The 11,372-nt window shown below is 64.0% G+C and carries 14 protein-coding genes; 7 read left to right on the forward strand and 7 right to left on the reverse strand.

Annotated features, from left to right (window positions below; genetic code table 11):
- Nucleotides 1-16 precede the first annotated feature (16 nt).
- The 4 genes from rlmH to ACF8R3_RS12615 are packed head-to-tail and all read right to left on the reverse strand — an operon-like array spanning nt 17 to nt 2,890.
- Complete coding sequence (gene rlmH, locus ACF8R3_RS12600) at nt 17-484, reverse strand: 23S rRNA (pseudouridine(1915)-N(3))-methyltransferase RlmH (protein ID WP_027915262.1); 468 nt, start codon at nt 482-484, stop codon at nt 17-19.
- Between the two features lie 10 nt (nt 485-494).
- Nucleotides 495-914 (reverse strand): ribosome silencing factor, encoded by a 420-nt coding sequence (gene rsfS, locus ACF8R3_RS12605; protein ID WP_027915263.1) that lies wholly within the window; start codon nt 912-914, stop codon nt 495-497.
- Nucleotides 915-957: 43 nt separating this feature from the next.
- Nucleotides 958-1,617, reverse strand: coding sequence for a nicotinate-nucleotide adenylyltransferase (gene nadD, locus ACF8R3_RS12610; RefSeq protein WP_196185789.1), 660 nt, complete (start codon nt 1,615-1,617; stop codon nt 958-960).
- A gap of 1 nt (nt 1,618) precedes the next feature.
- On the reverse strand, nt 1,619-2,890 hold the full coding sequence (locus tag ACF8R3_RS12615; RefSeq protein WP_058638946.1) for a glutamate-5-semialdehyde dehydrogenase: 1,272 nt from the start codon (nt 2,888-2,890) through the stop codon (nt 1,619-1,621).
- Between the two features lie 246 nt (nt 2,891-3,136).
- Here ACF8R3_RS12615 and ACF8R3_RS12620 point away from each other — a divergent pair, with 246 nt between their 5' ends.
- Complete coding sequence (locus tag ACF8R3_RS12620) at nt 3,137-3,805, forward strand: DNA-3-methyladenine glycosylase (protein WP_058603529.1); 669 nt, start codon at nt 3,137-3,139, stop codon at nt 3,803-3,805.
- A 3-nt stretch (nt 3,806-3,808) separates the two neighbouring features.
- Complete coding sequence (locus ACF8R3_RS12625; protein ID WP_392515677.1) at nt 3,809-5,125, forward strand: bifunctional DedA family/phosphatase PAP2 family protein; 1,317 nt, start codon at nt 3,809-3,811, stop codon at nt 5,123-5,125.
- A 13-nt stretch (nt 5,126-5,138) separates the two neighbouring features.
- On the opposite strand, the gene ACF8R3_RS12630 is transcribed toward ACF8R3_RS12625, so the two are convergent.
- Genes ACF8R3_RS12630 through ACF8R3_RS12640 form a run of 3 tightly spaced genes read right to left on the reverse strand, consistent with a single transcriptional unit; the run spans nt 5,139 to nt 6,814 of the window.
- Nucleotides 5,139-5,729: an LON peptidase substrate-binding domain-containing protein gene (locus ACF8R3_RS12630; protein ID WP_058638979.1), complete on the reverse strand. Its 591-nt coding sequence runs from the start codon at nt 5,727-5,729 to the stop codon at nt 5,139-5,141.
- Nucleotides 5,730-5,738: 9 nt separating this feature from the next.
- The gene (locus ACF8R3_RS12635; protein WP_058603527.1) at nt 5,739-6,455 is read right to left on the reverse strand and encodes an LrgB family protein; all 717 of its coding nucleotides are present in this window, start codon (nt 6,453-6,455) and stop codon (nt 5,739-5,741) included.
- Entirely contained in the window at nt 6,452-6,814 is a 363-nt protein-coding gene (locus ACF8R3_RS12640) for a CidA/LrgA family protein (protein ID WP_392515678.1), read from the reverse strand. The genes ACF8R3_RS12635 and ACF8R3_RS12640 overlap by 4 nt, the downstream gene beginning before the upstream one ends.
- A gap of 130 nt (nt 6,815-6,944) precedes the next feature.
- On the opposite strand from ACF8R3_RS12640, the gene ACF8R3_RS12645 reads away from it, so the two are divergent.
- The 5 genes from ACF8R3_RS12645 to fis all read left to right on the forward strand — a co-directional run bounded on the left by ACF8R3_RS12645 (nt 6,945) and on the right by fis (nt 11,301).
- Complete coding sequence (locus tag ACF8R3_RS12645) at nt 6,945-7,400, forward strand: MaoC family dehydratase (protein WP_058603526.1); 456 nt, start codon at nt 6,945-6,947, stop codon at nt 7,398-7,400.
- Nucleotides 7,401-7,513: 113 nt separating this feature from the next.
- Nucleotides 7,514-8,392 (forward strand): 50S ribosomal protein L11 methyltransferase, encoded by an 879-nt coding sequence (prmA, locus tag ACF8R3_RS12650; RefSeq protein ID WP_392515679.1) that lies wholly within the window; start codon nt 7,514-7,516, stop codon nt 8,390-8,392.
- A gap of 42 nt (nt 8,393-8,434) precedes the next feature.
- Complete coding sequence (locus ACF8R3_RS12655) at nt 8,435-9,763, forward strand: DUF3426 domain-containing protein (RefSeq protein ID WP_392515680.1); 1,329 nt, start codon at nt 8,435-8,437, stop codon at nt 9,761-9,763.
- A 207-nt stretch (nt 9,764-9,970) separates the two neighbouring features.
- Complete coding sequence (gene dusB / locus ACF8R3_RS12660) at nt 9,971-10,984, forward strand: tRNA dihydrouridine synthase DusB (protein ID WP_058603523.1); 1,014 nt, start codon at nt 9,971-9,973, stop codon at nt 10,982-10,984.
- Nucleotides 10,981-11,301, forward strand: a complete 321-nt coding sequence (gene fis / locus ACF8R3_RS12665) for a DNA-binding transcriptional regulator Fis (protein ID WP_023534526.1) — start codon at nt 10,981-10,983, stop codon at nt 11,299-11,301. The genes dusB and fis overlap by 4 nt, the downstream gene beginning before the upstream one ends.
- Nucleotides 11,302-11,372 lie beyond the last annotated feature (71 nt).

Here is an 11,372-nt window from a genome sequence, read left to right on the forward strand (position 1 = left end):
CGGGCTGCTTACAGGCTCATTTGTGGTAGGGATGGCCGGACAACACCGTCCAGGCCCGGTAGACCTGCTCGCCGATGAGTATCCTGACCAGCGGGTGCGGCAAGGTCAGCGGCGACAGGGACCAGCGCTGATCGGCGCGGGCGCACACTTGCGGCGCAAGCCCTTCGGGCCCGCCCACCATCAAATTCACCGTGCGCGCATCCAGGCGCCAGCGGTCCAGCTCACCTGCCAGCTGCTCGGTGCTCCACGGCTTGCCATGAACCTCAAGGGTCACGACGCGCTCGCCGGGTTGCACCTTGCTGAGCATGGCTTCGCCCTCCTGGCGAATCAGGCGGGCGACGTCGGCATTCTTGCCGCGGGTGTTCAGCGGTATTTCCACCAGCTCGAGCGACAGTTCGGCCGGCAGGCGCTTGACATACTCATGCCAGCCCTCCTCGACCCACTTCGGCATGCGCGAGCCGACCGCGATCAGGCGCAGACGCACGGCGCTTTCCTTATTCGCGATCTTTGAGCTTGTCGGAGTACTCGTGGACATGGTCCGGGCTGTGGTGCTTGCCATCGGCGGCGCGGCTCTGCTCGGCACCCTGCCACAAGCGTTCGAGGTCGTAGAACTGACGTGCAGCCGCGGTCATCATGTGCACGATGACATCGTTGAGGTCCAGCAGCACCCAATCGCTGTCGCCCTTGCCTTCCTCACCCAGCGGCTGGGCGCCCTTGGCCTTGACCGCCTCGCGGACCTTCTCGGCCATGGCGTTGATCTGACGGTTGGAGGTACCGGTGGCGATGATCATGTAGTCGGTCAGGCTGTGCTTGTCACGCACGTCGATGACCTGGATATCCTGGGCCTTGACGTCTTCCAGCGCTGCCGTGGTCACTGCGACCAGTTCGTCGCCGTAAATTTTCTGCTTGGTCATATAAAACTCGTTCAACTCGTAGGATGAGGTGCCAGGGGCACCGTCAGTTGGGCGCACGATACAGTTCGTGCGCCTCGATGTAGGCCAGTACGGCGTCCGGCACCAGGAACCTCACCGACCTGCCGCTGGCCAGCAGCTGTCGGATCTGTGTAGCCGACACCGCAAGCGGTGTCTGCCAGACGAACGAAATGTTTCCCGCCGGGCCGGACATGGCGGTGGGATCGCTCTGCGAACGGGCAGCCAGCAGGTTGCGCAGTTCGTCGGGGGGGTCTACGTCCGCATCCGGGCGTTGCAGCACCAGGATGTGGCAGTGTTGCAGCAGTTCTTCCCAGCGGTGCCAACCGGGCAGTCCGCAGAAAGCATCCCAGCCCAGCACCAAAAACAACTGGTCGTCAGCAGCAAGCTCGGCACGGATCGACTCCAGCGTATCGATGGTGTACGACGGTTTGTCCCGTGCCAGTTCACGTGCGTCCACGCTCAGGCCTGCAACGCCCGCGACGGCGCCCTGCACCATGGCCAGGCGATCGTGCGCGGCCACTTGCGGCGTTTCTCGGTGCGGCGGGCGAGCATTGGGCAGCAGGCGCAGCTCGTCCAGGTCCATGAACTCGGCGACTTCCAGCGCACTGCGCAGGTGGCCGATGTGAACCGGGTCGAAGGTGCCGCCAAGAATGCCGACGCGGCGCACTGCCTGGGCCTGATTCAACTCAGCAGGACTCCTGGCCGCGCAGTTGACCGTCGCCGATCACCACGTATTTCTCGCACGTCAGGCCTTCGAGGCCGACCGGGCCACGGGCGTGAAGCTTGTCGGTGGAAATGCCGATCTCGGCACCCAGGCCATATTCGAAGCCGTCGGCGAAGCAGGTCGGGGTGTTGAGCATGACGGAGGCCGAGTCGACTTCCGCCATGAACTGGCGCGCCTGCCCCTGATGCTCGGTGATGATCGAGTCGGTATGGTGCGAGCCATAGTGGTTGATATGTTCGATGGCCTGATCCAGGCCTTGCACCACACGGATGGACAGTACTGCATCGAGGTACTCGGTGTGCCAGTCATCTTCGCTGGCCGCGTGCGCGTCGATCAGCGCACAGGTACGCTCGCAACCGCGCAACTCAACGCCCTTTTCCTGGAAGCGGCGCGCCATCTCGGGCAGGAAGCGCTCGGCAACCTGCTGGTCCACCAGCAGTGTTTCCATCGCCCCGCAGATGCCGTAACGGTAGGTCTTGGCGTTGAACGCCACGCGCCAGGCCTTGTCCAGGTCGGCATGCTGACTGACATAGACATGGCAGATACCGTCGAGGTGCTTGATGACCGGTACCCGGGCGTCGCGGCTGATGCGCTCGATCAGGCCCCGGCCGCCGCGCGGCACGATGACATCGACGAACTCGGGCATGCTGATCAGCGCGCCCACCGCCTCGCGGTCGGTGGTTTCCACCACCTGGACCACGGCCGCGGGCAGGCCTGCCGCCGCCAGGCCGCGCTGGATGCAGGCGGCAATGGCGCGGTTGGAGTGGATGGCTTCGGAGCCGCCGCGCAGGATGGTGGCATTGCCTGACTTCAGGCACAGGCTGGCCGCGTCGATGGTGACGTTCGGGCGTGATTCGTAAATGATGCCGATGACGCCCAGCGGCGTGCGCATCTTGCCGACCTGGATGCCCGATGGGCGGTAGCTCATGTCGCGAATGGCGCCGACCGGATCAGGCAGGCTGGCCACCTGGCGCAGGCCGGTGATCATGCCATCGATGCGCGCCGGGGTCAGGGCCAGGCGGTCGAGCAACGCGGCTTCCAGCCCGGTGGCACGGCCGTGGGCCAAGTCCTGCTCGTTGGCTGCGATCAGCACGTCACGCCCTGCATCCAGCGCGTCGGCGGCAGCGTGCAGCGCACGGTTCTTCTGCGCGGTACTGGCACGGCCGATTACCCGGGACGCTTCACGGGCTGCGCGACCCAGGCGGGTCATGTAGTCAAGAACGGACTCAGTCATGGGCTCGGTGTCTTGGCGGTGGGGAAACGGCTGATTATAACTGTCGCGCAGGTGTACGCCCAGCGGTGGGTGGCGGATGGTAAAAAAAGCTGTGGGTAATCCGTAGGAAAGATGTAACCGGGCTTATCCATAAAAACGCAGAACTCTGTGGAAATCGCTGCCGTGCGCCGTCGCATATTCGCAGGTTTCAGATTCGGTTAAGGTAGCGCTTGTTACCCTCATGCCTTTAGCCTGCGAAGTCCTTGCATGCCAGCACTGCCAGACAGCTTTTTCGACCGCGACGCCCAGACCTTGGCCAAAGCCCTGTTGGGCAAGGTTATCCGCCACCGCCAGGGCAACCTGTGGCTTGCCGCCCGCATCATCGAGACCGAGGCCTATTACCTCGCCGACAAGGGTAGCCATGCGTCGTTGGGCTACACCGAAAAGCGCAAGGCGCTGTTTCTCGATGGTGGGCACATCTATATGTACTACGCCCGCGGCGGGGACTCCCTGAACTTCAGCGCCCAGGGCCCCGGCAATGCGGTGCTCATCAAGTCTGCCTACCCATGGCAGGATGCCTTGTCCGGGCCAGACAGCCTGGCGCAGATGCACCTGAACAACCCCGACGCCAGCGGCAACCTGCGCCCCGTCGAGCGCCTGTGCGCAGGGCAGACGCTGTTGTGCCGGGCGCTAGGCCTCAAGGTGCCACAGTGGGATGCGCAGCGCTTCGACCCGCAGCGGCTGTATGTGGACGACTGCGCCAACCCGGTGCCCCGGGTGATCCAGGCAGCGCGCCTGGGCATTCCCCACGGGCGTGACGAGCACCTGCCGTACCGCTTCGTCGATGCCGCGTACGCCCGGTTCTGCACGCGCAACCCATTGCGGCGCGGCCAGGTCGAAGGCCGTGACTTCTCCATCATCGAACAAGAGAACTGAACCATGGAACAATGGCTCGACGGCCTGACCGGTTGGCTGGGCGCCAACCCACAGTGGCTGGGCGTCGCGATCTTCCTGGTCGCGTGCATCGAATGCCTGGCCATCGCCGGCATCATCGTCCCCGGCACGGTGCTGCTGTTCGCGGTAGCAGTGCTGGCAGGCAGCGGCGTGCTGGGCCTTGGCGAAACCTTGCTGCTGGGCTTTTTGGGCGGGTTACTGGGTGACGCGCTGTCCTACATGATCGGCAAGCATTTCCACCAGAACATTCGCCGCCTGCCGGTGTTGCGACACCACCCGGAATGGATCGGCAGCGCCGAAACCTACTTCAAGCGCTATGGCATCGCCAGCCTGCTCGTAGGCCGCTTCATCGGCCCGTTGCGGCCCATGCTGCCAATGGTCGCAGGCATGTTCGACATGCCCCTGCTGCGGTTCATCGCCGTTAGCCTGGTGGCAGCCGCAGGATGGTCGATCGCCTACCTGCTGCCCGGTTGGGCCACGGGCGCTGCCATGCGCCTGCCCCTGCCCGAAGGCTTCTGGCCCCAGGCCGGCATCATTTTTGGCACGTTGGCGGTGATCATCGGCCTTAGTCTGAGCACCAGCATCCGCGACCGCCGGCACGGCACACGGCTGATTGGTGCCCTGTGCCTGCTGGCCTTGGTCGGGGTGTTTCTCGGTTGGCCTTACTTGCACGACTTCGACGACGGGGTGATGACCCTGGTCCAGGAGCATCGCAGCCAGGCCATCGACGGCGCCGTGGTGGTGGTGACGCGGCTCGGGGATTTTCGCACGCAATTCTTTCTGGGCGGGCTGCTGACAGGTTTGCTGCTGGTGGTGCGTCAGTGGCGGCACGCTTTCTTCGCCGCGGGGGCGCTGATGGGCACCGCCATCGCCAACGGCACGCTCAAGTGGCTGTTCGCCCGGGCCCGCCCGGAAGTGCTGACCGACCCGCTGACCAGCTACAGCATGCCCAGCGGCCACAGCTCGGCGTCGTTTGCGTTCTTTCTGGTGCTGGCGGTGCTCGCCGGCCGCGGCCAGCCACCGCGCATGCGCCTGACCTGGATCATGCTGGGTTGCATTCCGGCATTGGCCATCGCCCTGTCGCGGGTGTACCTGGGTGCACACTGGCCCACCGACATCCTGGCCGGTGCCCTGCTGGCCTGCTGCGTCTGCGCGGTCAGCCTGACATTGTCACAGTACCGGCAGACCCTGCCGGCCCTACCCCTGAGGGTCTGGTGGCTGGTGTTGCCGGCCTGCATCGCCTTGCTGGCCTTCTTTGCCACCCACGCCCTGCCCCACGCGCTGCTCAGGTACCAGTACTGACGCCAGGCGCTATTCAGGCAAACAGCTCACCCTGGATGCGCTCAAGCAACCTGTGGATCTCGCCCAGCCGCTGCTCGGGCGAGTCTTGGGCCAGCAAGTCCAGCTTGTCTTGCTCGGTGAAGGGCAGCAGATAGGCCAGTTGGTTGGCCAGTGTCTGACGCCCGTCCACGGCCCGGGGCATGTCGAGCGCCTCGACCATCGGATGTTCGCCCAAGGCCAGCAGCAGCGCCAGCAAATCGTCGTCCGCTTCCTGCAAGGGGCTGTCTTCAAGATCAGGCAGCCACTGCACCTGCCCCACCAGCAGCTGATCCTTGAGCACTTCGGTGGCCTGCAGATCGAAACGCCGCACGCCTTCGACGCGAATGCCCAAAAGGCCGTTTTCCTGCTGGACGAAATCGCGGATCACGGCTTCGCAGCCAATGGACGCCACCACGGGCGGCGCCTTGCCGACCTGCTCGCCCTCCACGATGCAGACCACACCAAAGCCTTCGCCCTGTTTCATGCAACGCCCGATCATGTCCAGGTAGCGGGCTTCGAAAATCTGCAGGTCGAGAAAACACCCTGGAAACAGCACGGTGTCGAGGGGAAACAGCGGTAGCATCATCATCACTCCTCAAGCCACCAGGCTGACGGCCAGCGGCAGGAACACTGCCGTTGCCACGCCCATCAGGCTCATCGCCAGCGCGGCGAAGGCGCCGCATTCGTCACTTTCCTGCAAGGCCACCGAGGTGCCGACCGCGTGGGCCGTGATGCCCAGGGACATGCCCCGCGCTTCAGGGCTGAGCACACCGCAGCGGCTCAACAAGGCAGGCCCGAAAATGGCCCCGATCACCCCGGTAATCAGCACGAAGACCGCAGCTAGCGCCGCCACCCCACCGATCTGCTCGGCTACCAGCATCGCGATGGGCGAGGTGACGGACTTGGGTGCCATGGTCATCAGGATCATGTGCTCGGCGCCAAACCACCACCCCAGCAACAGGCAACACACCGTGGCGAACAGGCCTCCGAGTACCAGCGTAGTCAAGGTCGGCCAGAACAACTGACGAATGCGGCGCAGGTTCAGGAACAGCGGCACCGCCAAGGCCACGGTGGCAGGGCCCAGCAGGATGTTCATGATTTCGGTGCTCTTGCGGTATTCGGCGTAGTCGATGCCGCATAGCAGCAGTACGCCGATGACCAGCGCCATCGACACCAGCACCGGCTGCAGGAAGATCCAACGGGTCTTCTCATACCCGGCCAGCACCAGCTGATAGGCCCCCAAGGTCACGCCAATGCCGAACAACGGGTGGTGGACCACTGCATTCACTGCGCCTTGCCAGTCGAGCATCATGGCTGGTCCTCGCGCCGGGCCTGACGATGAATGAGTTTCTGCATCAGCACGCCCACTACCACCAGCGTCAGCAGGCAGGAAATCAGCAGCGCGCCGACAATGGCCCAGAAGTCGGCGGCGATGTCGCGGACATACACCATCACCCCCACGGCAGGAGGCACCAACAACAGCGGCAAGTAGCGCAGCAGGCTGCCGGCAGCTTCATTGAGGGGGGCCCCCACCTCGCCGCGCACCATCAGAAAGCCCAGCAGTAGCAAAAGGCCAATGATCGGCCCCGGCAAGACGGGAACCAACAGATGATTGACTGCCGTCCCCAACAGCTGGAACAGCACCAGCCAGGTCAAACCCCGCAACAGCATAACGTTCTCCTTCAGGCGTGCGGCTCATTATAAGCATGGGCACGCTGCCAGCGCCGAGCGCAACTTGACCGGCCTGGCCAGGCGTGTTGATCTTGCACGCACGTACCATTTAATACCCATGAGGCTCACCATGCCGCTAGTGCCGGTCACCGCGCTTACCCAATACATCGGCAAGTCCCTCGGCCACTCGGCCTGGCTGACCATCGACCAGCAGCGTATCGACCGTTTCGCCGAGGCGACTGGCGATCATCAGTTCATCCACGTCGACCCGCAGCGAGCGGCGCAGACCGTGTTCGGCTGCACCATCGCCCATGGGTTTCTGACCCTGTCCCTGATACCTGCGCTGATCGAAGACATCCTGGTCTTGCCACAGGGGTTGAAAATGGTCGTCAACTACGGCCTGGACAGCGTGCGCTTCATCCAGCCGGTGAAGGTCGACAGCCAGGTGCGCCTGCATGTGGAGCTGGCCGATGTGCAGCAAAAGCGCCCCGGCCAATGGTTGCTCAAGGCTATCGCCACACTGGAGATAAAAGACGAGGACAAGCCCGCCTACCGGGCCGAATCCCTGTCCCTGTGCTTTGTCTAGGCACCGGCACCTGGCAGGCGCAGGCGTCTCTACAAACCCCACGCACTCGCGTAAACTGCCAGGCTCCCGCGCAGCCTTGGGCTGCCCTTCTGGATCTATCAAAGGTACACGCCATGCCCTGGCTGCAAGTACGTCTGGCCATCAGCCCGGAACAAGCCGAAACCTACGAAGACGCGCTGCTGGAAGTCGGCGCGGTGTCGGTCACCTTCATGGACGCCGAAGATCAACCCATCTTCGAGCCAGACCTCAATACCACGCCGCTTTGGTCGCACACCCATCTGCTGGCCCTGTTCGAGGCCGACACCAACCCCGAGCAGGTATTCGCGCACCTGCGCCTGCTGACGGGGGTCGAGCTGCCCCAGCACCAGGCCGAAGTGATCGAAGACCAGGACTGGGAACGCAGCTGGATGGACAACTTCCAGCCGATGCGCTTCGGCCGCCGGCTGTGGATCGTGCCCAGCTGGCACGATGCCCCGGAAAAGGAGGCCGTGAACCTGTTGCTCGATCCTGGCCTGGCGTTCGGCACGGGCACGCACCCCACCACGGCGCTGTGCCTTGAATGGCTCGACGGTCAGCAACTGCAAGGCACCCAGGTCCTGGACTTCGGCTGTGGCTCGGGCATTCTGGCCATCGCTGCACTGCTGCTGGGCGCGCGCGAAGCGGTAGGCACGGACATCGATGTGCAGGCCATCGAGGCCTCTCGCGACAATGCCCAGCGCAACGGCATTGCCGACGAGCTGTTCGCGCTCTACCTGCCCGAGCACATGCCTGCCATGCAGGCCGACGTGCTGGTGGCCAACATCCTGGCCGGGCCATTGGTGGCGCTGGCACCGCAACTCAGCGGCCTGGTTCGCCCGGGCGGCCTGTTGGCGCTGTCGGGCATCCTCGCCGAACAAGGTGAAGAAGTGGCTGCCGCCTACGCTGCCGATTTCGACCTGGACCCCATCGTCGTTCGCGATGGCTGGGTGCGAATCAGTGGTCGCCGCCGCTAGTCGAACCCAGAATAGCCCTCAGCACAGCCTCCGGATCGCCGCATGACCGACAGTTTCGTCACCCAGTGCCCGCATTGCCAGACCAGCTTTCGTGTCACCCACCACCAGTTGAGCGTGGCCCGTGGCGTGGTGCGTTGCGGCCAGTGCCTGCAAGTGTTCAATGCCGCCAAGCAGCTGCTGGCACAGAACCGCAGCGCCCCCCCTCAGGCGAACCCGCTGCCGGCAACCGAGGCAGCGCCGTCGCCTGCCGCGCCCACCCCCGTGCAAGGGCACCCCATCGCCCCGGACGACGAGGCCTGGGCCCAGACCGCCCAGGCCTTGGACGAACTCGATCTGGACAAGGAACTGGAGCGCCTGGAACGCCGCCACGCGCCTGTACAGGTGGGTGAGGCCGACCAGACGCCCGTGCTGCAGGCACGGCGTCACGAGGAGGACACAGAGGAACACCTGGACGAGGTCTTCGGCACTGCAGCCGGCGAGCCGTTTGAACCGGAACAGGCTGATGCCGCCCCCGTGCTCAAGCCCGCCCCCCAGGCAGATTCACGGCGCGAGGCGCGTACCGAGCCGACCTTCACCGCTGACCTGAACACCGATGCAGAAGGTGAGCCGCCGCTGGGCAGCATCGTTACGAATGAAGATGAGCCGAAACTGGGAGCGCCGCTGCGCCCCGATGACGATGACGATGTGTCGATTGCCGGCCTCACCGCGCACGACGACGAACCTTTGGCAACTAGCCTGCGCGCCGACGATGAGCTCGACGAGGCGCCGTTGCCCATGGGGCGTCTGGAGCCTGAAGTCACTGACAAGGTCGAACGCCCAAGGCGCAAGGAACCCCTGGTGGATGTGGTGGACGACCCGCTGCAACTAGGCTGGGAGAAACCGGCCCCGGCCTGGGGCAAGCGTTTGTTATGGGGTGGCTTGACGCTGATCGCTGCCGCCACGCTAGCCTTGCAGTATGTGTGGTTCCATTTCGACGAGCTGTCCCGACAGGACCAGTATCGCCCACTGTTCGAGCAGGTGTGCCCGGTCGTGGGCTGCCAGGTCCCCTCTCGCGTCGATGTGAACCGGATCAAGAGCAGCAACCTGGTGGTGCGCAGCCACCCGGACTTCAAAGGGGCGCTGATCGTGGACGCCATCATCTATAACCGCGCACCTTTCGCCCAACCGTTTCCACTGCTCGAACTGCGCTTCTCGGACCTCAACGGCCAACTGATCGCCAGCCGCCGCTTCAAACCGGCCGAATACCTGTCCGGGGAGCTGGCCGGACGCGGCGAAATGCCCAGCCAGACCCCGATCCACATCGCGCTGGATATTCTCGACCCAGGTCAGCGAGCGGTGAACTACAGCCTGAGCTTTCGCTCGCCGGAATAAACCCAGGCGGCCTACCCGATACGCTGCCGGCACGCCGGCCATGATGCCGCTTGTCCGGGTCTGACGACCCGGAGCCCAAGGTGCAGGGGCGGCAACCCGCAGTTGTTCAGATTTTATCCAAATCCATCTTTATCCGGTCATCCAGAGCGGGTATCATGCCAACCCTTTTTCGAACCTCAAGATTCGGCCCCACAACAGGGAACACCTATGTCGGCGGTACGCATCGGCCCTTATACACTGCGCAATAATCTGATCCTCGCACCCATGGCTGGGGTCACGGACCAGCCGTTCCGAACACTTTGCCAGCGCATGGGCGCAGGCATGGTGGTGTCGGAAATGGTCTCCAGCGACCTGTCCTTGTGGAACAGCCGCAAGTCGAGCCTGCGCCGCATCCACGAAGGCGATCCCGAGCCCCGCTCGGTCCAGATCGCCGGCGGCGATGCACAGATGATGGCGGCGGCTGCACAGGCCAATGTCGCCGCGGGCGCCCAGATCATCGATATCAACATGGGCTGCCCGGCAAAAAAAGTCTGCAACAAGGCGGCAGGCTCTGCTTTATTGAGAGATGAAGCCTTGGTCAGCGAAATTCTGCACGCCGTCGTGGGCGCCGTGGACGTGCCGGTGACGCTGAAAATCCGCACCGGCTGGGACCGGGCCAACAAGAATGGCCTGAACGTGGCGAAGATCGCTGAACAGGCTGGCATCCAGGCGCTTGCGGTGCATGGCCGCACACGCGCCGACCTGTACACCGGTGAAGCCGAATACGACACCATCGCCGCTATCAAGCAAGCGGTGTCCATCCCGGTCTTCGCCAACGGCGACATCACATCGCCGGAAAAGGCCAAGGCAGTGCTCGACGCCACGGGCGTGGATGGCCTGCTGATCGGCCGGGCCGCTCAAGGGCGGCCCTGGATCTTTCGCGAGATCGAGCATTACCTGCGCACTGGCGAGCATTTGCCAGCGCCGCAGCTGGACGAGGTGGAACGCATCCTGCTAGAGCACCTGGCCGCCCTGCACGCCTTCTACGGCGATGTAATGGGCGTGCGAATCGCCCGCAAGCACGTGGGCTGGTACCTGGCGACACGACCCGGCGGCAAGGAGTTTCGCTCCCGGTTCAACGCTTTGGAAGACACACAAGCGCAGTGCGCCAACGTTCGCGCGTTTTTCAGTGAACGTCGACAGAGCCTTGAGACAGAGGACGGACAAGGGGTGGCCGCATGACGATGATGACCGAAACATTTGTGAGTGGAACAACGCCCGTGAGCGACAACGCCAACCTGAAACAGCACCTGAACACGCCAAGCGAAGAGGGCCAGACCCTTCGCGACAGCGTCGAGAAGGCGCTGCACAACTACTTCGCCCACCTCGAAGGCGCGACCGTCACGGACGTGTACAACCTGGTGCTCTCCGAAGTCGAGGCGCCGCTGCTTGAAAGCGTGATGAGCTATGTGAAGGGCAACCAGACCAAAGCCAGCGAGATGCTCGGGTTGAACCGAGGCACGCTGCGCAAGAAGCTCAAGCAATACGACTTGCTGTAAGCCAGAATCCCGATCGAAAAAGGCGCCTGTCTCAACACAGACGCCTTTTTTGCTGACTCCACCGCGTTATT

It is taken from the genome of Pseudomonas sp. FYR_7, from assembly GCF_043106155.1.
GTDB classification, from domain to species: Bacteria; Pseudomonadota; Gammaproteobacteria; order Pseudomonadales; family Pseudomonadaceae; genus Aquipseudomonas; species Aquipseudomonas parafulva_B.